This window comes from Variovorax xiamenensis (assembly GCF_050916385.1).
Classification (GTDB): Bacteria; Pseudomonadota; Gammaproteobacteria; order Burkholderiales; family Burkholderiaceae_C; genus Variovorax.
In genome coordinates, this window is record NZ_CP139038.1 from 607,149 (window position 1) to 629,109 (window position 21,961).

The 21,961-nt window shown below is 68.9% G+C and carries 18 protein-coding genes and 1 riboswitch; of the genes, 11 read left to right on the top strand and 7 right to left on the bottom strand.

From position 1 onward, the window contains the following. Positions 1-15 precede the first annotated feature (15 nt). Together SFB74_RS02645 and SFB74_RS02650 are read right to left on the bottom strand one after the other, a co-directional pair. The gene (locus SFB74_RS02645) at positions 16-663 is read right to left on the bottom strand and encodes a hypothetical protein (RefSeq protein ID WP_432729118.1); all 648 of its coding nucleotides are present in this window, start codon (positions 661-663) and stop codon (positions 16-18) included. 44 nt (positions 664-707) lie between these two features. Further along, positions 708-1,028 carry a phage integrase family protein gene (locus SFB74_RS02650; protein WP_432729119.1) on the bottom strand — a complete coding sequence of 107 codons (321 nt, stop codon included), beginning with the start codon at positions 1,026-1,028 and terminating at the stop codon, positions 708-710. Between the two features lie 295 nt (positions 1,029-1,323). Here SFB74_RS02650 and SFB74_RS02655 point away from each other — a divergent pair, with 295 nt between their 5' ends. The 7 genes from SFB74_RS02655 (at position 1,324) to SFB74_RS02685 (ending at position 11,449) form a co-directional block, all read left to right on the top strand. Continuing rightward, positions 1,324-2,328: a LysR family transcriptional regulator gene (locus tag SFB74_RS02655; protein WP_432729120.1), complete on the top strand. Its 1,005-nt coding sequence runs from the start codon at positions 1,324-1,326 to the stop codon at positions 2,326-2,328. A 147-nt stretch (positions 2,329-2,475) separates the two neighbouring features. Then, entirely contained in the window at positions 2,476-4,068 is a 1,593-nt protein-coding gene (locus SFB74_RS02660) for an AMP-binding protein (RefSeq protein WP_432731863.1), read from the top strand. A 1-nt stretch (position 4,069) separates the two neighbouring features. Continuing rightward, positions 4,070-5,290 (top strand): acyl-CoA dehydrogenase family protein, encoded by a 1,221-nt coding sequence (locus SFB74_RS02665; RefSeq protein WP_432729121.1) that lies wholly within the window; start codon positions 4,070-4,072, stop codon positions 5,288-5,290. Positions 5,291-5,369: 79 nt separating this feature from the next. Next, positions 5,370-6,356 carry a Bug family tripartite tricarboxylate transporter substrate binding protein gene (locus SFB74_RS02670; RefSeq protein WP_432729122.1) on the top strand — a complete coding sequence of 329 codons (987 nt, stop codon included), beginning with the start codon at positions 5,370-5,372 and terminating at the stop codon, positions 6,354-6,356. 67 nt (positions 6,357-6,423) lie between these two features. Then, a complete protein-coding gene (locus SFB74_RS02675) occupies positions 6,424-7,131 on the top strand; it encodes a response regulator transcription factor (protein ID WP_432729123.1) in 708 nt (235 codons plus the stop codon). A gap of 58 nt (positions 7,132-7,189) precedes the next feature. Then, entirely contained in the window at positions 7,190-9,016 is a 1,827-nt protein-coding gene (locus SFB74_RS02680; RefSeq protein WP_432729125.1) for an ATP-binding response regulator, read from the top strand. A 204-nt stretch (positions 9,017-9,220) separates the two neighbouring features. Next, on the top strand, positions 9,221-11,449 hold the full coding sequence (locus SFB74_RS02685) for a LamG-like jellyroll fold domain-containing protein (protein ID WP_432729126.1): 2,229 nt from the start codon (positions 9,221-9,223) through the stop codon (positions 11,447-11,449). A gap of 29 nt (positions 11,450-11,478) precedes the next feature. Here the strand turns inward: SFB74_RS02685 and SFB74_RS02690 are convergent, their stop codons facing one another. Continuing rightward, positions 11,479-12,510 carry a LacI family DNA-binding transcriptional regulator gene (locus SFB74_RS02690; RefSeq protein WP_432729127.1) on the bottom strand — a complete coding sequence of 344 codons (1,032 nt, stop codon included), beginning with the start codon at positions 12,508-12,510 and terminating at the stop codon, positions 11,479-11,481. A 223-nt stretch (positions 12,511-12,733) separates the two neighbouring features. Here SFB74_RS02690 and SFB74_RS02695 point away from each other — a divergent pair, with 223 nt between their 5' ends. The 3 genes from SFB74_RS02695 to SFB74_RS02705 all read left to right on the top strand — a co-directional run bounded on the left by SFB74_RS02695 (position 12,734) and on the right by SFB74_RS02705 (position 16,723). Then, positions 12,734-14,086, top strand: coding sequence for a GntP family permease (locus SFB74_RS02695; protein ID WP_432729128.1), 1,353 nt, complete (start codon positions 12,734-12,736; stop codon positions 14,084-14,086). 11 nt (positions 14,087-14,097) lie between these two features. Beyond that, positions 14,098-15,657 carry a gluconokinase gene (gntK, locus tag SFB74_RS02700; protein ID WP_432729129.1) on the top strand — a complete coding sequence of 520 codons (1,560 nt, stop codon included), beginning with the start codon at positions 14,098-14,100 and terminating at the stop codon, positions 15,655-15,657. 64 nt (positions 15,658-15,721) lie between these two features. Next, positions 15,722-16,723: a helix-turn-helix domain-containing protein gene (locus SFB74_RS02705; protein ID WP_432729130.1), complete on the top strand. Its 1,002-nt coding sequence runs from the start codon at positions 15,722-15,724 to the stop codon at positions 16,721-16,723. Between the two features lie 39 nt (positions 16,724-16,762). On the opposite strand, the gene SFB74_RS02710 is transcribed toward SFB74_RS02705, so the two are convergent. The 3 genes from SFB74_RS02710 to SFB74_RS02720 form a co-directional block, all read right to left on the bottom strand. Continuing rightward, complete coding sequence (locus tag SFB74_RS02710) at positions 16,763-17,767, bottom strand: sodium:calcium antiporter (RefSeq protein ID WP_432729131.1); 1,005 nt, start codon at positions 17,765-17,767, stop codon at positions 16,763-16,765. An 18-nt stretch (positions 17,768-17,785) separates the two neighbouring features. Further along, positions 17,786-17,987, bottom strand: a riboswitch (yybP-ykoY riboswitch). A 60-nt stretch (positions 17,988-18,047) separates the two neighbouring features. Then, positions 18,048-18,458: a GFA family protein gene (locus SFB74_RS02715; protein ID WP_432729132.1), complete on the bottom strand. Its 411-nt coding sequence runs from the start codon at positions 18,456-18,458 to the stop codon at positions 18,048-18,050. 2 nt (positions 18,459-18,460) lie between these two features. After that, entirely contained in the window at positions 18,461-19,174 is a 714-nt protein-coding gene (locus SFB74_RS02720; RefSeq protein WP_432729133.1) for a YebC/PmpR family DNA-binding transcriptional regulator, read from the bottom strand. Between the two features lie 105 nt (positions 19,175-19,279). Between SFB74_RS02720 and SFB74_RS02725 the strand changes: the two genes are divergently transcribed. Then, positions 19,280-20,983: a M14 family zinc carboxypeptidase gene (locus SFB74_RS02725; RefSeq protein WP_432729134.1), complete on the top strand. Its 1,704-nt coding sequence runs from the start codon at positions 19,280-19,282 to the stop codon at positions 20,981-20,983. Positions 20,984-20,990: 7 nt separating this feature from the next. Here SFB74_RS02725 and SFB74_RS02730 read toward each other — a convergent pair whose 3' ends face one another. Next, positions 20,991-21,908: a LysR substrate-binding domain-containing protein gene (locus SFB74_RS02730; protein ID WP_432729135.1), complete on the bottom strand. Its 918-nt coding sequence runs from the start codon at positions 21,906-21,908 to the stop codon at positions 20,991-20,993. Positions 21,909-21,961 lie beyond the last annotated feature (53 nt).

Genomic DNA, 21,961 nt, shown 5'->3' on the forward strand with positions numbered 1-21,961 from the left:
GGCCCTTTGCACTTCTCAGGGCCTGCCGAGCGTCGCCAGCTTCTTCCTGGCCGCCTGCAGAAGGCCGCTCCGTTCGACAGGCAACGCCGCCTTGGTGTCCCCGAGCGCGATGATCTCGTGCACGGTGCTCGCGGAAAGCTTCGACGCCAGCGGATCGCGCGGCGACATGCCGTTGAGCCGGGCGAGCGGAATGACGTGCACATTGAGGTGCCGTCCCATGGTCTTCGAAAGCTTTTGGCAGGCCGCCGCCATGGTGGCTTCGTCGGGAACCAGCTGACCATGCGCGACCAGCAGTTCGATGGTGCCCTGCGCGTCCTCGCCCAGCACGAATGCGCGCACGACCGAATCCTTGAACTTGGAGCGCAACATGGAGCGGATCGGCTCCGCCGCGGCGAACGACCGCCGCGCGATGCTGCGCAGCTGGTCGTGGAAGACGAAGGAGCGGTCGATCTGGATGGTCTCGGGCTGCTCGGCCTTCGCGGCCTGCCGCTTCACGATGCCGCTGCCGACCAGATGCCCGACGGTGGCGGTGGCTTCCGGCTCCGCCAGCCTGGCGCGTCGCGCGAGTTCGACGGTGGGGAACTGCTCATCGGCTGGCGCCGCATACAAGACCGTGAGCAGCTTCTGTACTTCGGGAGAAAAAAGAAAATCCGCGGCGCTCATCCTTGCCTTGTTGCTGCTGACACGAAGCCCGCATTATCCGAGCCTCATCCGGCGGCAGCCCGGGCGCCGGCGCATGACGAGGACCGCGCCCGCCCGTGTTCGCGCAGGCCGCGCAGGTTCACCTCCATGCCCGTGCTCTCCTGCTGCTCGTGCAGCCATTGCACGACGCGCTCGGCGCGCCTCACGCCGATGCCCCGCACCGGGTACCACCAGGTCAGGCCGGCATCGTTGATGCGTTGCGTCAGCTGTTCCAGCGTGCCGAAGCCGGCCTGCGCGAGCCTTTCGGACAGCAGCGGGTCGAACCAGGCGGCAACGCTGTCGTGCGCCTGGGGCGCGTCTGCGCGAGATTGAAGAAGTGTGTCCATGGTGTCTCCCGGCGCGGAACGGGGAGAGTGACGGCCCGCGATGATTCCGCGCGTGTTGTGGATCGGATCGGCTGTGCTTTGCACGGGGCATGCCAGTGCGCCTGCGCGTTGATCCACAAGAGATTTCCTGGTTCGCCGGTCGGGCGGTGTAATTTATTCAGGCAAATGTCGTGTCCAATTTTCGGACACATGTCTGTCGGCCGATCAGGGTTTACTAGGTCCAGGGCCTTGCCACCAGCCCGCCACCAGCCCCGAGAGGCATAGTTGCCAGCTCCGGCCCCACACTCGGAACTCCATGGACCTGCGCACCCTCCGCTACTTCATCGCCGTGCTCGAAGCCGGCAGCCTCTCCCGCGCGGCGGGGGCGCTCTACGTGGCGCAGCCCGCGCTCACGGCGCAGATCAAGAAGCTGGAAAGCGAACTCGGCGTGCAGCTCTTCGAGCGCTCGCATGCAGGCGTCACGCCGACATCCGCCGGGCTTCGGCTCTACGAAGATGCCCGCCGCCTGCTGAGCGACGCGGACGCCATGCGCGAGCGCATCCAGCGCCTGCCGCAGGGGCCCGAGGGTTCGGTCACGCTGGCCATTCCGTTCCTGCTCGCCTCGTTGCTCATGGGGCCGGTGCTGGCCGCGCTCAAGGAGTCGCATCCGCGCGTGCGCGTCTTCGTGCTCGACGGCCTGAGCCTGACGGTGTGCAAGGCCGTGCTGGAGCGCCGCGCCGACGTGGGCATCCTGGTGGACACCCCGCCCCTGGAAGGGTTGCGCTGCAGGCCGATGGCGCAGGAGGGCATGTACTTCTGCGGACGCGATACCGGCGGCCACGTCGGCCGGCTGCTGCGCACGCCGCCCGCGCCCCGGCGGCGCTCCGCGAAGGCGGATGCCCGCGTCGCGCCGCCTGCGTATCCGCTGATCGACCTGGCCGATGCCGCGGCGCAGCCGTTGGTGCTGCAGTCGCGCCGCTTCGCGATCCGGCAGGCGGTGGAGGGCGCGGCGAGCGCCCGCGGCGTGCCGCTGAACATCGTCCACGAGCACGACTCCGCGCGCGTGATCCGCTCGCTCTACCTCAACGGTGCCGGCTTCACCTTCGTGCCGGCCTGCGCGCTGAACGACAGCCCGCCCTCGGGCGACGGCTGGGTGGTCGCGCGCGTGGTCAACCCCGAGCTGTCCCGCGCATACACACTGGTGACAACCGAACGGCCGCTCGATGCCGTCACGCAGGTGGTGGTCGATGCACTGGCGTCGCAGGCGCAGCGCCTGATCGAGCAGCGCAGGTGGATGGCCGAGTGGACGATGAACGGCTGACCGCCGCGGCGCGGCCTCGCGCGGCAGGCCATCAATTCCCTTGATGGCCCCGGATCAGCAAACAGTATTTCTCCTGCAGCCCCGCTTCTGGAAAAGTGCCGGCAACCGCAAAGGCGGAACGGCGACAGGCGAATTGCCGGTCGCGGCATCCAGGAGACGAGCATCAATCCCCCATCCATTTCCTCACGGCGCTTGGTCGCCAATGTCGGCGCACTCGTGGCGCGCAGCGCGCGTGCCAACGGCCGGCGCGTCGCGGTGACGAGCCCCGCGCGCACTCTCACCTACGCGGAGCTGGAGCAGCGCAGCAACCGCCTTGCCAACGCGCTGCTGGGCCTCGGCCTGGCGCGCGGCGACCGCGTGGGCATCTACCTGGCCAACTGCGCCGAGATCGTCGAGATCGAGATCGCCTGCTACAAGGCGGGCCTGGTCAAGGCGCCGTTCAACTCGCGCCTGTCGCCGAGCGAAGTGGGCGAGATCGCCGCCAACAGCGAGGCCGCGATCATCGTCACCACCAGCGAACGCGCAGAGAGCTTCCGCGCGCACATCCGCGGCGAGATGCCGCGCCTGCTGCTGCTCGACGGCGACGCCGCGACGAACTACGACGCCGCGCTGGCCCGCGCCAGCGATGCCTTCACGCCGGTGGAGGTTCATGCCGACGAGCTCGCGGTGCTGCACTACACCTCGGGCTCCTCGGGCGTGCTGAAGGCCGCGATGCAGACCTTCGGCAACCGGCTCGCGCAGCTGCGCAAGTTCCTGATCCGCTCCGAGGGCATGCACGAAGGGCACATCCTCGGCCTCGTGGGGCCGGTCACGCACGCATCGGGCATGCAGATCGTGCCGGCGCTGTGCAGCGGCGTGACGATCCGCCTCTTCTCGGGCTTCGAGCCGGGGCGCTTCATCGCCGACATGCGCGCCGACCGCGTGACGCACACCTTCATGGTCCCCACCATGATCAACATGCTGCTGGCCGAGCTCGAAGGGCAGTACCGCCCGCTGCCCGACCTGCAGCGCCTGGGCTACGGCGCCGCGCCGATGGCGCCGGCGCGCATCCTCAAGGCCATGGACGTGTTCGGCCCCGTGCTCTCGCAAGGCTATGGCGCGGGCGAGACCACCTCGGGCGTGTGCGCGCTGACCACGCACGACCACCTGCATGCCCGCGCCGAGCGGCCCGAGCGCCTGGCCTCCTGCGGCCGCCCCTTGCTCGAGTGCGACGTGCGCATCCTCGACGACGAAGGTCAACCAGTGGCCACCGGCGAGATCGGCGAGATCGTGGTCGGCGGCGAGGACATCTTCGCCGGCTACTGGCGCGCGCCCGAGCTGACGGCCGAGGTGCTGAAGAACGGCCGCTATCACACGGGCGACCTCGCGCGCATGGACGAGGAGGGCTACGTCTACATCGTCGATCGCAAGAAGGACATGGTCATCAGCGGCGGCTTCAACGTCTATCCCTCCGAGGTCGAGGCGGTGCTGTTCCAGCACGAGGCGGTGCAGGAAGCCTGCGTGTTCGCGATTCCCGACGACAAGTGGGGCGAGTCGGTGGCGGCGCACGTGGTGCTCAAGCCCGGCCGCGCGGCGGAAGGCACGGCCATCGACGCCTTCTGCGGCGAACGGCTGGCCGGCTTCAAGCGGCCGCGCCACATCGAGTTCGTGGCCGCGCTGCCGAAGAACCCCAACGGCAAGGTGATGCGCAAGGCGGTGCAGGCACCGTACTGGGCAGGCCAGGAGAGGATGGTGAACTGAGATGGATGCGACGACGACACCCGCGATCGCTTCGGCGCCGGTCTTCGCGGGCCCCTTCGAGGGCTCGGAGCGCGCCGCGGAAGTCATCCTGCGCGTGCAGGCTTTCCTGAACGGCGAGCTGGCTGAACTGGCGCGCGAGCACGACGTGGACAGCGAGCGCGGCGCTCCACGCGAGCTGCTGCAGCGCGTGTGGAAGCGCTCGCGCGAGCTGGGCTTCTACGGCATGACGCTGCCCGAGAAGATGGGCGGCCTGGGCCTCTCGGTGCTGGACCATGCACTCATCAAGGAAGCGATCTACGCCACCGGCTCGCCCTTCGCGCCGCACGTGTTCGGCGAACTGAGCGGCCCGCCGCGCGTGGGTGCGCTCGCGCGCTTCGCGACGCCGTGGCAGATGCGGAACTTCATCGTGCCGGTGGCCGAGGCCGAAAAGGCCATCTGCTTCGCGCTGACGGAAGAGCAGGCCGGCTCCGACGCCGGCGCCGTGCAGACGCACGCGGTGCGCGACGGCGACGACTACGTCGTCAACGGCCGCAAGCGCTTCATCTCGGGCGCGCCCTTTGCCGACTTCGCGGTGCTGGTCGCCTCCACCGCCACCGACCCCGCGCAGCGGGAGGTGTCCGCCTTCTTCGTCGACCTGAAGGCGCCCGGCGTGCGCGTGGAGTCGGGCTACAAGACCATGGCCGGGCAGTCGGGCACCGGCAACATCGTGTTCGAGAACGCGCGCGTGCCGGCCGCCAATCTCATCGGCGAGCAGGGCCGGGGCCTGGCGCTGGCGCTGGGCCGCATCACCGTCAACCGCCTGCTGCACTGTCCCGCGATGGTCGGGCTGGCGCAGGTGGCGCTGCGCGACGCGCGCGACTACGCGCTGCAGCGAAAGCAGTTCGGCCGCGCCATCGGGCAGTTCCAGGCCATCCAGCACATGCTGGCCGACATGGCGACCGAGCTGGCGGCGGCGCGCGCGCTGATGATCCACACCGCGCGCCAGATCGACGCCGGCTCGGATGCGCGCGCCGAGGCCTCGATGGCCAAGCTGTTCTGCTCCGAGACCGCCTTCCGCGTGGCCGACCGCGCGGTGCAGATCCACGGCGGCGAAGGCATCGTGCAGGGCCGGCGCGTGGAATTCCTCTTCCGACTGCTGCGCATGTACCGCGTGCTCACCGGAACCAGCGAGATCCAGCGCAACACCATCGCCAGGGAGCTGCTGGCATCCGAGGCGGGCTGAGAAGAAAACGGGACAAGACAGGACGAGGCTGGCGGCGCATCGCCGCCTTCCGGATTCCACGAAGACAGGAGACAAGACAATGACCGATCCGTATCGCCGCAAGGTGCTGGGGCATGCCCTGGCCGCCATGCTGCTGCCTCTTGGCGCCGGCCTCGCGCGCGCCGACGAGGCCTACCCGAGCCGTCCCATCAAGTGGGTGCTGCCCTACCTGGCCGGCACCGGGCCCGACATCACCGCGCGCATCCTGGCCGAGGCCGTGGCGCCGGTCATCGGCCAGCCGGTGGTGATCGAGAACAAGGCCGGCGCGGCCGGCAACATCGGCGCGCGCATCGTCGCCAAGGCGCCGGCGGACGGCTACACCTGGATCTACTCGGCCGCGCCCATGGCCGCCAACATGCGCATGTACAGGAACCCGGGCTACGACGCGCTGAAGGACTTCCGCCACGTGATGCGGCTGGCGAGCTCGGACGTGGTGCTGGTCGTGAACGCCAGCTCCGACATCCGCAGCCTGGCCGACCTGGTGGCCAGGGCCAAGGCTCACCCCGGGCAGCTCGCGTATGCCTCGGGCGGGGTGGGCACGCCGTCGCACCTTGGCGTGGAGATGCTGCTCGCGGCCGAGAACGTCAGCTCGCTGCATGCGCCCTACAAGGGCGCGTCGGAACTGGTCAACGCCGTGCTGGGCGACCAGGTCGTGTTCGGCATGCCGATCTTCAGCGTGGCCTATCCGCAGATCCTCGCCGGCAAGCTGCGGCCGCTGGCGGTGGCGGGTGCCCGGCGCAACCCCGTGCTGCCGCAGGTGCCCACGCTGGCCGAGCTGGGCGTGAAGGGCGCGGAGCTCACCTCGTGGGGCGGCATCTCGGTCCCGGCGGGCACGCCCGATGCCGTCGTGCAGCGCATCCGCGCGGCCTTCGAGAAGGCGCTGGCGCAGCCCAGGGTGGTCGCGGCGCTGCAGGAGCAGGGCGGCAGGGTCGACATGCAGGACAGTCCGACCTACACCACCGGCTTCACTAAAGAGATGGTATTCACCGAGGCCATGATGAAGAGGGTAGGGCTGGAGCCGCTCTGACATTGCGTGCCGCGAGCATGACTTTGGGCACTTACGGTGCCATGCGGGCGGCACATAGCATCCGGAGATGACAGAGACCGACAGGCCCGCATCCACGACTCCGGAGACATCGCAAGACCCCGCCCGGCCGCGCGCCATCCTGGTCGTCGACGACCACGACCTGGTGAGGATGGGCGTGTGCGCGCTGCTGGAGGCCAACGTGTCGGCGACGCCCCTGGAGGTGCTCGAGGCCGGCAATCTCGCGGAAGCGATGGCCGTCTATGAAGACAACCAAGACGCGATCGAGCTGGTGCTGCTCGACCTGGCCCTGCCCGACACGCAGGGCCTGAGCGGCCTCATGGAATTCCGAGCGCGCCATCCCGCCGCGCGCATCGTGGTGCTCTCGGGCACCGGGACCACATCGCTCGCGCAGGACACGCTCGCGCAAGGGGCCATGACCCTGGGCGCCTTCGCATACCTGCCCAAGTCCGCGACGCTGCGCGAGGTCGTGAGCTTCATCCGCGCCTGCGGGCTGCTGGGCGGCGACGCGGTGAACTACCAGCCTCCCGTCGTTGCGGCGCCGGCCGATGCCGTGGCGCCCTTGTCCAGCAACGCCAGGCACAAGCTCACGAAGCGGCAGCTGCAGGTGCTCAACTGGCTGCTGGAAGGAAAGAGCAATCACGAAATCGCCGTGCTCGCCGACATCAGCGAAGGCACGGTCAAGAACTATGTGGCGGGCATCCTGCTGCAGTTCGGCATGCGCTCGCGCGCGCAGTTGATCAGCAGCCTGCGCTGAGCCCTGCGCGGGCAGGAAAAACGGGGCTCGATGAAGACCCCGAGGGGAGACAAGGGAAATGAACGACGACCATCCGGCCCCCGGGCGACTGCCCGTCGACGCCACGCTCGAGATGCGCGTGCTGCGCGAGCACGTGGCCTCGCTGTACGCGGGCCACACCACGGCCATCGTGGCGCACATGGGCTTCGCCATCGGCATCGGGTGCTTCGGCTACTTCTATGTGGACCCGGCCTTCAGGCTGCTGATCGTCGCGCTGATCACGACCATCGTGCTGGTCGACATTTACGCCATCGCCACGCCGCGCTGGACGCCGCAGGTGCCGCTGTCCGACAGTCCCTACTGGGCGAGGAAGTACACCCGCATCGTCACCGTGATCAGCACGGTGACCGCGCCCAGCAGCCTCTTTCTCGTGAGCATCCAGGATTCGATGCTGACCACCTTCGTCACGGTGGTCATCATGGGCAGCTGGACCCGCGCCGTGCAGGCCCGCTGGCCGCTGCGCACGGCGATGTTCGGCTACGGCATTCCGATGATGAGCGGGCTGATCATCTCGCTCGCGTGGTACGGCGGCGCGCTCAACTGGTTTCTTGCCGGCTTCGCCTTCGTCAACCTGGTGCTGACGCTGAGCGAGGGCGTCAAGCAGAACAGGCGGCTGACGGCCACGCTGATCCTGCAGTTCGAGAACGAGGCCCTCGCGGCCCAGCTGCGCGAGCAGATCGCGGCCACCGAGCGCGCGAGCGCCGAGAAGACTCACTTCCTGGCCGCCGCCAGCCACGACCTGCGCCAGCCGATGCATGCCATCGCGCTGTTCGGCGCGGCGCTGGGCAACACGCTGCGCCACCGGCCCGAGGTGAGGAACGTCGAGCGCCTGATGCGCTCGGTCAACGCGCTCGGCGCTTCGCTGGACACCATGCTCGACATCTCCCGCCTCGACGCGGGCGTGGTGCAGCCCCAGCCGCACGCGCTGGAGCTCGACGAGCTGTTCCTGCCGCTGCACAACACTTTCTCCGTACAGGCCGAGCGCAAGAGGCTGCAGCTGCGCGTGCGCGCCAGCGGCCTGTGGGTGCACAGCGATCCGCAGCTGCTGTATCGCATGCTCTCCAACCTCGTCGACAACGCACTCAAGTACACCCGCCACGGCGGCGTGACGGTGGCGGCGCGCAGGCGCGGCGAGCAGGTGTGGATCGAAGTGCGCGACACCGGCATCGGCATCGCCGCGGAACAGGCGGACCGGATCTTCGAGGAGTTCTACCAGGTGAACAACCCGGGGCGCGACCGCTCGCGCGGCCTGGGCATCGGCCTGTCGATCGTGCGACGCCTCGGCCGGCTGCTCGATCATGCGGTGCAGCTGCGATCGCGCCCCGGACGCGGCACGTGCTTTCGCCTCACGGTGCCGCTGGCCGACCCGGCGGATGCATCGCAGGAAAGCCCCCCGGTGCAGGAGTTCGAATCGCCCGTGCGCCATTTCTTCCAGGTGCCGGAGCTGGGAGGCCGGGTGCTGCTGATCGACGACGAGGAAGACATCCGCGAAGCGATGACCGAACTCATGCGCGCCTACGGCATCGACGTGGTGGCGGTGGCCGACGAGGCCGAGGCCGTGGAAGTGCTCATGCAGCCCGACGCCGACGTGAACCCCGTGGCATTGCTGATGTGCGACTACCGCCTGGCCGAGGGCGCCGAGGGGCTGCAGGTCGGGCTCCGGCTGCGCGATCGTTTCCGGCTCGACGCGCCGATGCTGCTGATCACTGGCGAGACCGCGCCCGACCGCCTTCAGCGCGTGCGCGAGTGGGGCGTGCCGGTGCTCTTCAAGCCGGTCAGCGCGGCCACGCTGATGCAGGCCATCGTCGAGCTCGTGCACGTCGATGCGCGCGCGGACAGCGCCTGAGCTCGCCGCGAGGCCGGCGAACTGGCACTGACATTCCTGGGCGCGCCGCGCATCGGCGTGACAGCGAATGTCAGGCCAATACATGCGTTTCCGACGCAATGCATGCGATTGCATTCACCCCTGCGCGCAATGGCACGCCGTGCGGCGGCGCACGCGCTTGGGCATGCATGTTGCTGAATCATCTCTTTACAGATTTCGGCAAGGATGCATTCGTTGGACGACGACAACCAGAACGGCTTCTCCCTGGATCGCCGCGTTTTCTTCCTGGGCACTGCGAGTGCCCTGGCCCTTGGAACCACGGCCTGCGGTGGCGGAGGAGGCAGCTTCTCCTTTCCGCTGGCGGGCACCGGCGCGCAGACGACGACCACTGCCACCGGTGCTGTCGACACCACTGCCACGGCTACCGACCCCGCATCGGCGACGCCTGCCGCGCAGGCCCGGAAGTTCATCCACCCCGGGCTGCTGCACACCGAGGCCGACTTCGAGCGCATGCGCCAGAAGGTCGCGGCGCAGGCGCAGCCATGGCTCGACGGCTGGAACGCGCTGACGTCGAACGGCCGCTCGCAGCTGGGCGCGACGCCAAGGCCATTGGCCACGGTGATCCGAGGCGGAGACGACTCGAACTTCGCGCAGATGTACATCGACATCGCGCGCGCCTACCAGCTCGCGCTGCGCTGGAAGGTCTCGCAGGACAAGCGCTATGCCGACCTCGCGGTCGTCTTCCTCAACGCATGGTCTTCGACGATGACCACGCTCACCGGCAACTCCGACCGCTTCCTCGCGGCGGGCATCTACGGCTACCAGTTCGCCAACGCGGGCGAGATCATGCGCAGCTACGAGGGCTGGGCCGCGAGCGACTTCGCGCGCTTCCAGGACATGATGCTCACGCTGTTCTATCCGCTCAACCACAGCTTCCTGCTCGACCACAACGGCTCGGAGATCACCAACTACTGGGCCAACTGGGACCTGTGCAACATCGCCTCGATGCTGGCCATCGGCGTGCTGTGCGACCGCACGGACATCTACGACGAGGCGATGAGCTACTTCAAGGCCGGCCAGGGCAACGGGGCGGGCCTGCAGGCGGTCTATCACGTGCATCCCGGCTACCTCGGCCAGTGGCAGGAAAGCGGCCGCGACCAGGGCCACTGCACGCTGGGCATCGGCCTCGCGGCCGCGTTCCACGAGATGGCGTGGAACCAGGGCGACGACACCTACGGCTACGAGAACAGCCGCTTCCTCGCGGGCGCGGAGTACGTCGCCAAGTCCAACCTCACCGACAGCAGCACCGGCACCTTCTACACCGTGCCCTACTTCACCAACGTCAACAGGCAGGGCACGCAGTCGGTGCTGTCGACGGCGGGGCAGGGGCACCGGCGCGTCGTCTGGGAGAGCATCTACAACCACTATGCGAACCGCCTGGGCGTCGCCACGCCCTACAGCCTGCTGCAGGCCATCCAGATGCGGCCGGAGTCCGATGGCGGCAACGGCGACCAGCTGGGCTTCGGCACGCTGACCTTCACGCGCGACCCGCTCGCGGCACAGGGCAAGCCGAGCGGCCTCACGGCGCGCGTGCGCGGCACGCAGGTGCTGCTGTCGTGGTGGGGCTGCCCCGACGCGCAGAGCTACACCGTCAGGCGCGCAAGCACTGCCGGAGGGCCCTACACCGACATCGCATCGGGCATCACCGACACGCTCAGCTTCATTGACAGCAGCGTTGCGGCTGGCGATGTCTGGTACTACGCGGTCGTCGCGATGAGCGCTTCGGGCGAGAGCGCGGCTTCCAACGAGGAGCGCGCGGCGATCAAGGCCGAGCTGCTGCTGCAGCTGAAGTTCGATGAATCCACAGGCACGCAGGCCGCCGACGCCATCGGCCGGTTCGCGGCCGGCGAGCTGCAGGGCGATGCGACGTGGACCGCCGGACGCCAGGGCAACGCCGTCGCCCTCGGGGGCACGAACGGCTACGTGGCACTGCCGGCGGGCGTGGCGAAGAGCTTCGCCGACTTCAGCATCACCGCGTGGCTCTACATCGACACCCTCGCGACGTGGTCGCGCGTCTTCGACTTCGGCTCGGGCACGCGCCGCTACATGATGCTGACCGTGCGCAACGGCAGCGGCGTGCCGCGCTTCTCCATCACCACCGAGCACGGCTACAACGAGCAGGTGATCGACGGATCGGCGGCGCTGCCCACCGGCCGCTGGGTGCACGTCGCGGTGACGGTGTCGGGCACGCTCGGCACCTTGTATGTCGACGGCGTCGAAGTCGCTTCCAACGCGCAGATGAGCCTTGCGCCCATCGACCTCGGCGCGACCACGCAGAACTGGCTGGGCCGTTCGCAGTACGCGAGCGACGCCTATCTGAAAGGCCGCATCGACGATTTCCGCATCTACGGCGGCGCGCTGGGCAGCGCGGGAGTGGCGGCGCTGGCGTTGTAGGCGTTGTACGCGGCGCGCCGGTCGCCGCTTCAGCTGCTCTGCCGCACCATCAGCTCGAAGCCCAGGTCCATCGTTCGCTCGGCGACCGTTTCTCCGCGCATCAGCGCCAGCAGCATCGCGGCGGCGCGTTCGCCGATCTCCTGGCGCGGGGTGCGCACGGTGGTCAGCGGCGGCAGCATCTGGTCGCTGCCGCCCAGATCGTTGAAGCCGGCGATCGCCACGCGCTGCGGCACTGAAACGCCGGTGCGCAGCGCGGCGAGCAGCCCGCCCTGGGCGAGGTCGTCGTTGCAATAGAAGATGGCGTCCACGTCGGGGTGGCGCGCGAGCAGGTCCTCGAACTGGCGGCCGCCCAGCGCCATGGAGGTCGGGCCTGGCACCAGCAGTTCGAGCGCCGGATCGTGGCAGCCGGCGGCGCGCAACGCCTCGCGATAGCCTTCCAGGCGCAGCATCACGCGCGGATCGAGCTGGCCGGCGGCATACGCGATGCGCCGGCGGCCTCGCTGCAGCAGGTGCTGCACGATGGCACGGCCCGCGTCCTGCTGCGAGAACCCCACGCTGTGGACGCCGGGCTCGGTGGAGGTTTCCATCAGGTACACGCAGGGCGCATTGGCGCGCTCCAGCGTCTGCACGGCCGCGGCGCTGCGGTCGAAGCCCGTCAGCAGCACGCCCGCCGGCCGCTGCGAGAGGTAGCTGCGCAGCAGCGCCTCTTCCTGCGCCGGGTCGTAGTGCGTCACGCCGATCAGCGACTGGAAGCCGTGCGGCGACAGCGCGTCCTGCACCGCCTCGAGCAGCTCCACGAAGAGCTGGTTGGTCAGCGAGGGGATCAGCACCGCCACGTGCGAACTGCGCGCCGAGGCCAGCGCGCGCGCCGCCACGTTGGGCACGTAGCCGAGCTGGTCGACCGCCGCCTGCACCCGTGCCTGCAGCTCGGGCGCCACGTTGCGCGCGCCGCGCAGCGCCCGCGACACGGTGATCGGGCTCACCCCGCAGGCGCGCGCCACGTCGTCCAGGGTGACGTGGCTGGAAGAGCGGGAGCGCGGGCGGTCGGGGGTGTCGGCCATGGTCGGTCGGGTCTCAGGGTTAATACCAATCCGGATTTGGATAGCGCTGTCCTAGGATAGCGCTATCCCAGCCCATGGCCGATTCGGATAAACCCGAGCGCACACCAGAGCTGGCTTTTTTTGAATTGTGCGGGATAGCGCTATCCGGAAGCTGTCCCACCCGCCGGGCCGCCGTCTTGCCTTCTTCTTCTTTCTTGGAAGGCCCGGATTCAGGAGACAACCCATGTTCGGAATGAGCCAAGAGATCTTCCTGCTCGTCGACGCCCTGGTGGCGATCCTCGGGCTGATCCTTCTGATCACGCGCTGGCGCGTGCACCCCTTCATCGCGCTGACGCTGGCCGCCGGCTTCCTCGGCCTGACATCGGGCATGCCGGTGGACAAGGTCATGAAGTCCTTCCAGGACGGCTTCGGCGGCGTGCTGGGCTTCGTGGGCATCGTGCTCGGCCTGGGCACCATGCTCGGCAAGATGATGGCGGAGTCGGGCGGCGCCGACCGCATCGCGCGCACGCTGATCGACGCCTTCGGCCGCGAGCGCGTGCACTGGGCGATGATGTTCGCGGCCTTCCTGGTGGGCATTCCGCTGTTCTTCGAGATCGGCTTCGTGCTGCTGATCCCGCTGGTGTTCATCGTGGCGCGGCGCACCGGCGTGTCGCTCATCCGCATCGGCATTCCGCTGCTGGCGGGCCTGTCGGTGGTGCACGGCCTGGTGCCGCCGCATCCGGGGCCGCTGCTGGCCATCGGCGTCTTCAATGCCGACATCGGCAAGACCATCTTCTACGGCCTGATCGTCGGCCTGCCCACCGCGATGATCGCGGGCCCGATCTTCGGCAAGTTCATCTCGAAGTACGTGCCCGGCGAGGCCTCGCCCGAGCTGATGGAACAGCTGGCGCGCGAGCCCGAGGCGCGCGAGCTGCCCGGCTTCGGCATCACGCTGCTCACCGTGCTGCTGCCGGTGGCGCTGATGCTGCTGAAGACCTTTGCCGACGTGGCGCTGGACGAGAAGAACGTCGTGCGCCAGTGGATGGACTTCATCGGCCACCCGATCACCGCGCTGCTGGCGGCGCTGCTGCTGTCGCTCTACACCTTCGGCGTCGCGCGCGGCTTCACGTCGAAGCAGATCATGAAGTTCGTCGACGACAGCCTTGCGCCCACCGCGGCCATCGTGCTGATCATCGGCGCGGGCGGCGGCTTCAAGCAGATGCTGGTGGCCAGCGGCGTGGGCAACGCGATCGGGCAGATGGCGCTGCATGCGCAGGTCTCGCCGATCCTGCTCGCATGGCTGGTGGCGGGGCTGATCCGCATCGCCACCGGCTCGGCCACCGTCGCCACCATCACCGGCGCGGGCATCGTCGCGCCGCTGGCGACCATGGTGCCGGGCGTGAACCGCGAACTGCTGGTGCTGGCCACCGGCGCAGGCTCGCTGATTCTTTCGCACGTCAACGACGCGGGCTTCTGGCTGGTGAAGCAGTACTTCAACATGACGGTGGCAGAGACCTTCAAGACCTGGACCGTGATGGAAACGCTGATCTCGGTCGTGGCCATCGTCTTCATCATGCTGCTGAGCATGGTCGTCTGAGGAAACGAGCCATGGGCCGCATCGTCATCGGCGTCGACATCGGAACCACCAGCACGAAGGCCGTGGCCTTCACGCCCGCCGGGCGCGTGCTGGCGCACGACACGATCGAATACCCGCTGCTGCAGCCCGAGGCCGCGGCCGCCGAGCAGGACCCGGAGCAGATCTTCCGCGCGGTGCTCGCGGCCATCGCCAGCTGCGTGAAGCAGTGCAAGGCCGCGCCTGCCGACGTGCTCGCGGTGTCCTTCAGCGCGGCGATGCACAGCCTGATCCTGGTCGACGACGCGGGCGCGCCGCTCACCAACAGCATCACCTGGGCCGACCACCGCGCCTCGGCCTGGGCTACCCGCATCCGCGACGAGTGGGACGGCCTCGCGATCTACCGCCGCACCGGCACGCCGATCCATCCGATGTCGCCGCTGGCCAAGCTGGTGTGGCTGCGCCACGAGCGCCCCGAACTCTTCGCGCGCGCAGCGCGCTTCGTCGGCATCAAGGAGTACGTGTTCTTCAGGCTCTTCGGCCAGTGGCAGGTCGACCACTCGATCGCCTCGGCCACGGGGCTCTTCGACATCGTGCGGCTCGACTGGGACGAAGCGGCGCTCGCGCTCGCCGGCGTGAGCGCCGGGCAGCTCTCGAACCCGGTGCCGACCACATGGCACGTCGAAGGCCTCGCGGCCGACGTGGCCGCGCAACTGGGCCTGTCGCGCGACACGCCTTTCGTGATCGGCGCCAACGACGGCGTGCTTTCCAACCTCGGCGTGAACGCGATGGCGCCCGGCGAGGTGGCCGTGACCATCGGCACCAGCGGCGCGATGCGCACCGTGGTCGACCATCCCATGACCGACCCCGAGGGCCGCACCTTCTGCTACGCGCTCGCCGAGCGGCGCTGGGTGGTGGGCGGTCCGGTGAACAACGGCGGCATCATCCTGCGCTGGGTGCGCGACGAGTTCGCCTCGGCCGAGGCCGAGACTGCCAAGCGCCTTGGCATCGACACCTACGAGGTGCTCACGCGCATCGCCGAGCGCGTGTCGGCCGGCTCCGAAGGGCTGGTGTTCCACCCCTTCCTCACCGGCGAGCGCGCACCCTACTGGAACGCCGACCTGCGCGGCTCCTTCTTCGGGCTGGGCATCCACCACCGCAAGGAGCACATGATCCGCGCGGTGCTCGAGGGCGTGATCTTCAACCTGCACAGCATCCTGCCGGCGGTCGAGTCGATCGCAGGGCGCAGTGCCCGCATCAAGGCCACCGGCGGCTTCGCGCGCTCGGGCATGTGGCGCCAGATGATGGCCGACGTGTTCGATCGCGAGGTGGTCGTGCCCGAGAGCTTCGAGAGTTCGTGCCTCGGCGCCGCGGTGCTCGGGCTCTATGCGCTGGGCCACGTCGATTCGCTCGACGCGGTCGCGGGCATGGTCGGCGCCACCCATCGCCACACGCCCAACGCCAAGAACGCCGCGCTCTACCGGCAACTGCTGCCGGTGTACCTCTCGCTGCCGCGCAAGCTCGGCGAGGAATACAGGCTGCTCGCTGCGTTCCAGCAGCAGACGGCCGTGCCACCGCCGGCGCGGCGAAGCTGACGGCCCGCGGGTCGTCGTTGTCCATCGGAGATTTGCTGGAGGAAAACCGGTCTTGCTGAACACGATGACACCCGCTTCCGTCCCTCGCGCGCATCCGCATGCGAAAGCCGCACGGCCTGCGTCGCCGCTGCAGAGGCACGGCTCGCGCGGCATGGAGGCGATCGCATGGCGCATGCCGGCGTCCCCGACGCCAGCCCGCGCGGGGGAAACGAGCGACATCTCCGCCACGGTCCGATGCGAGCCGGCCACCGCACCTGCGGCCCATGCGAGCACGACGCAATGCCTGCACGATCACGAGCTGCACCTGATCGGCACCACGCCCGCGCGCCTGCGCATCGGCAGCGGCGCGGACGAAGAGACGCACAGCTTCGCGCCCGGCACCGTCGTGCTTCTCGGCCCCCGGCTGCCGCGCAGCCTCGCTTTCGAGCATCGCATGCAGCTGGGCAGCGATGGCGGACTGGTGCTTCGCTTCAGCGACGAGCCTCTGAGGCGCGGCATGGCGCTCTTTCCCGAACTCGCCGACGCAGGGCCGCTCTTGGCCCGTGCGCGGCTGGGCGTGCAGTTCGTCGGACTGGAGGCGGGCACGCTCGCGCGCCTGCGCCGCATCGAAGCGCTGCGCGGGCTCGCACGCTTTGCAGAATTCGCCGCGCTGCTGGACGAGCTCGCGCAGTGGAGCGACTACCGCGTGCTCTCCGGCGTTGCCCTGGCCGGCGAAGGCCTCGGCGACGACGCCCGCGCCTTGCGCATGCACAAGGCGATCGACCACATCCGCGACAACTACGCCGAAGACCTGTCGCTGGCCGAAGTGGGCGCCATCGTGGGCATGCGCGAGAACGCCTTTTCGCGCAGCTTCCGCCGCAGCACCGGGCAGACCTTCACCGACTTCGTGATCGGCCTGCGCGTGGCCAGGGCCTGCCGGCTGCTGGCATCGACGCGCCAGCATGTGAGCAGCATCTGCTACGAGGTGGGCTTCAACAACGTCTCGAACTTCAACCGGCACTTCCGGCGGATCGAGGGGATGACGCCAGGCGAGTTTCGCGCGCGCCATCCGGGAGCCGCCGGCTGAAGCGCCGCGCGGTGCTCGCGGGAGCCTTCGACCAGGGGCTCACCGGAAGTACCAGACGACGTAGCCCACGAACACCAGGTACAGCGGGCCGGCGCAGACCAGCAGGCGGCTGTCCATGACGCCTTTGCGGAAAACCGACCACAGGAAGGCAACGGCCAGCATCGTGACCAGCGCGGCCACCATCAGCGGGCCGTCGAACAGCCACGGCGTGAAGAAGAGGCCCAGCGCGCTCGGGATCGTCGCCTGGATCATCATCGCGCCGGAAATGTTGGCCAGCGCCAGCCGCTCCTTGCCCTGGCGGACCCAGATCAGCGCGTTCATCACTTCCGGAAGCTCCGTGGCCACCGGGCTCAGCAGCAGCGCCACCATGTGCGCCGGCATGCCGAAGGCGGTGCCCAGCGATTCGAGCTGCATGACGAAGATGTGCGAGGCGAATGCGACCACGCCCAGCGCGGCCGCCGTCTGCAGCACGACCCAGGACATGGCCGGGCTGGTGTCCCGGGGCCTGATCTTCAGCGGCTCGAAGCCCGCCGGGCCTTCGCTGGGGCCGCCCCGGAGTTCGCGCCAGACGTAGATTGCGTAGGCCAGCAGGAACAGCACGCCGAGCCACGGCTTGACGGCGAAGACGAGGAGGCCGAGGCCGGCCTTGACCACGAAGATCGCCATGAACCAGGCCTGGTCCCGGCCCAGCCTCTTCTGGTCGACCTCCACCACGTGCCCGCGACCCGCGCCACCCGGCTTGCGGCGATTGGCGAGCAGCGCGGCTCCCACCACGGCATACGCGAGGGTCGCGAGCACCAGCGGGCCACCCAGCGCCGCGCCCACGCCGATGTCCTTTTGCGCGGGCGTGCTTCCCATCACCACCGCGGTGAAGGTGACGGCGCTTTCGGGCAATGCCGTGCCGAATGCGGCAAGCACGGTGCCGGTGGCGGTGGCACTGAGATTCAGCCGGTGGCCGAGCCACTCGACGCCGTTGACGAAGTATTCGCAGGCGAAGTAGATCGCTGCCGCGGACAGGACGAACAGAGCTGCTGTGAGGAACATGGACGTGGGGCGCCGGACAAGCAATGAACCGATGGCACAGCAGCGTGGCTCGTCCGGCTGACGGAACACGCTGTGGCCAAAGGTCTCGCTGGTCGGTCCGGAAGCCAGGCTGAAGCTGGTCCGGATCGCTGCCCACGCCATGGGATTCGTCGAATCCCAAGAATGTTGACGTGAGCTCCTTTCGCGAACGAAAGGCTGGCTACTCCCCAATGACAGGAGCCGCGATTCTCCCAGACGTCGCGGCGAAAGAAAAGCAGAAAGCGGCCGGTGGGTGCGCCGCTCAGGCTTGCGCCGGGGGCGCAGGCACGTGCGCCTCGTGCTGCGGCAGGTCGTCCGTGATCGTGAACCACGGCGCCTTCGAGCCCACGAAGATGTGCGCGCTCGGGCGGATGGAGGGCGCATCGACCAGCGTGCCCAGCGTGACGTGCACGAACTGCCCGTCGCGCACCACCGAGCAAAGCAGCGAGCCGCACTTCGCGCAGTGCAGGTCGCCCGCGTCGGGCTTGCCGTAGATCGTGAGTCCGTCCCCTCCCTGCGTGATGGCGAACTTGCCGCGCTCGATGCCCGCGAAGGGCTTGAAGGCAGAGCCGGTCGCGCGCCGGCAGTCCGCGCAGTGGCAGTTCAGCGAGTAGCCGAATTCATCCGCCACCTCGTAGTGAACGGCGCCGCACAGGCACCTGCCGGCAAGCATGCTCAACCCGCGAGGCTCACGAACACGTTCTGCACGTCGTCGTTCGCGTCGATGGCAGCGAGGAAGCTCTCGACTTCTTCCAGCGCCTCGGCGCTCAGGCTCGCCGGATCGACGGGGTTCTTCGGCTTGTAGCCCAGCTTGGCCGACAGCACGGTGAAGCCCTGCGCCGGCAGGGCGCGGCTCACGAGGTCGAGGTCGGTGGGGTCGGTGAGGAAGACGGCGGGGTGGTCTTCGCCGGCCGGCTCGAAGTCTTGCGCGCCGGCCTCGATGGCGGCCACTTCGGGGTCTGCGTCGGGCTTCGCGGGTTCGGCCTCGATCATGCCGACGTGGTCGAAGTCCCACGACACCGAGCCCGAGGTGCCCAGCTGGCCCTTGCGGAACAGTACGCGCATTTCAGGCGCGGTGCGATTCACGTTGTCGGTGAGGCATTCGACCATCACGGCCACGCGATGCGGTGCGAAGCCTTCGTAGATCACGTGTTCGTAGTGCACGGCCTCGCCCGTGAGGCCCGCGCCCTTCTTGATGGCGCGGTCGAGCGTGTCCTTGGGCATCGAGACCTTGCGGGCCTGTTCCACCACCAGCCGCAGGCGCGCGTTGGAGGCCGGGTCGGCGCCGTTGCGCGCGGCCACCACGATTTCCTTGACGAGCTTGCCGAACAGCCGGCCCTTGGCGTTGGCCGCGATGTCCTTGTGTTTGGCTTTCCATTGGGCGCCCATATGCGTTTCCTTGAATGAATATGTATTGCTTGCGGCCTTGTCTGGCTCTTTTGAAGAAAGAAGGGCTGGATGACCGGGAGGGGCGACTACTGTAGCCTTCTTCCCATGACCGCTCCACAAGACACTTCCTACGTCACGCCGTTCGAAGCCGGCAACGGCAACCAGACCGCCACCTGGGCCGAATGCATCGCCTTCTACGAGCGGCTGGCCAGAGACTTCCCCGGCGTGCTGCGCTGGGGCGAGATCGGGGTCTCGGACACCGGCGTTCCCCTTCACGCCGGCGTGGTCACTTCGGACGGCGTGTTCGACCGCGAGACGCTCGCGCGGCAGGGGCGTCCGGTGTTCTTCAACAACAACGGCATCCATCCCGGCGAGCCCGAGGGCATCGACACCTGCATGGCGCTGGTGCGCGACTTCTGCACGCAGCCCGAGAAGCTGGCCGCGCTGGGCCGCACGGTGTTCCTCTTCATCCCGGTCTACAACGTGGACGGCTGCATCGACCGGCAGAACACCTCGCGCGTGAACCAGCTCGGCCCCGAGTCCTTCGGCTTCCGCGGCAACGGGAAGCACCTGGACCTGAACCGCGACTTCATCAAGTGCGACAGCCTCGCGGCGCAGGTCTTCAACCGCTTCTTCACCGCGTGGGACCCGGACGTGATGGTCGACACCCACACCTCCAACGGCGCCGACTACAGCTACACCATGACGCTGATCCCGACCCAGCCCGACAAGCTGGGCGGCGGGCTGGGTGCCTTCCTGCGCGAGAGCATGCTGCCCGCGATCTACGGCGGCATGTCGCAACGCGGCTGGCCCACCTGCCCGTACATGAACCTGCTGGCCGAGACGCCCGACGACGGCATCGAGGACTTCCTCGACACGCCGCGCTTTTCCACCGGCTACGCCGCGCTGCACCACACCATCGGCTTCATGCCCGAGACCCACATGCTCAAGCCCTTCGCCGATCGCGTGGCCTCGATGCGGGCGCTGGTCGAGACGGTGCTCGACTTCAGCATCGCGAACGCGGCGCGCATCCAGCAGCTGCGCAGCGAAGCGAAGGCCGCCGCCGCACGGCAGGCCCGCTGGCCGCTGACCTGGCGCAACGACCGCAGCCGGCCCGCCGGCCTCCGCTTCAAGGGCTATCGCGCAGTCCGCAAGCCCAGCCTGCTGGGCAGCTACGAGCGCCTGGCCTACGACCGCAGCCAGCCGTGGGAGAAGGACATCGTGCATTTCGACCGCTGCATCGTGGGAGAGACGGCCGCCGCGCCCAGGGCTTATCTCGTGCCCCGGGCATGGCGCGAGGCGATCGAGCGGCTGGAGTGGAACGGCGTCGAGCTGAAGCGGCTCGACGAAGACCGGCTCTTCGACGCGGCGCGCGTGTACCGCATCCGCAGCGTGACTTCGCGTCCCACGGCCTATGAAGGCCACATGTTCCACGACGAGGTCGAGCTCGCCGAGAGCACCGAGCCGTTCCAGGCGCGCACGGGCGACGTCCTGGTTCCGCTGGACCAGCCCCGTGCCCGCTACGCGGTCGAGACGCTGGAGCCGCAGGCCCACGACAGCTTCTTCCGCTGGGGCTTCTTCAACAGCGTGCTGGAGAAGAAGGAGAACTTCTCGCCCTACGTCTTCGAGGACACCGCGCTGCGCATGCTGGAGGAAGAGCCCGAACTGAAGCAGCGCTTCGAGCAATGGAAGCTCGATAACCCGGCGCTGCTGGGCGACGAGCGCGCGGTGCTGGGCTTCATCTTCGCGCACGGCCGCCGCCATGCGGAGATCGGGTGGCGCCGCTATCCAGTGGTCGCGCTGATGTAGCCGGGGCTCACGCCGCCGGCCTGAACCCCGGCAGCGCATGCATGCGCCGCCGCAGCGCCTCCACGAAGGCCGTGACCCTCGCCGGCCGGTACAGCCCCGGCGGCAGCGCGACGTGCACGCCGATGGGCTCCAGCCACCAGTTGGGCAACACGCGCTTCAGGCGGCCGGCCTGCATGTCTTCATGGCACATCCATGGCGCGGCAGCGCCGATGCCCGCGCCGTTGAGGATCGCGCGGTAGCTCGCGAGCAGGCTGTCGGTGCGGATGGGGGTGTCGAGCGGCACGATGCGCGAGCGGCCCGCGCGGTTGATGAGCCGCACGTTGCCAGTCACGTACGGGATCAGGCCCACGCACGGCAGCTGCGGCAGCCGCGCCAGCGTGACGGGGCCTGTGCGCTTCAGCAGCTCGGGCGTGGCGATCAGCACGCGCTCCATGCGGCCCACCGTGCGGCAGACGAGGCCGGGGTCGCGCACCTCGCCCACGCACACCCAGCATTCGGCGCCGGAGGCCGCGAGGTCGACCACGCGGTCGGTCAGCGTGAGTTCCACGCGCAGCTGCGGATGCTCTGCGCGCAGGTCGGTCACCGTGTCGGTGAGAAAGCCGGTGCCGTAGCCGGAGGGGCCGATCACGCGCAGCGTGCCCTCGGGCCGGCTCTGCCCGCCCTGCAGCCGCTGCGACAGGCCCGACCAGCGGTCGGTGAGGTCGTGCGCCTCGGCCAGCAGCGAGCGGCCTTCGTCGGTGAGCGAGAAGTTCGCGGTGTTGCGGATCGCCAGCTTGCAGCCCAGCAACCGCTCCAGCTCCAGCAGGCGGCGGCTCACGGTGGGCTGTGTGGTGTCGAGCAGGCGCGCCGCCTTGCTGAGCGATCCGCTCTCGCCGATGCGGATGAAGGTGTGCAGCAGGTCGAGCCGGTCGTGGGTGTTCTTCATGCGCCAGACGTATAGCACTTCATCGGCCCATACGTCTACCCGCGGCGGCGGGC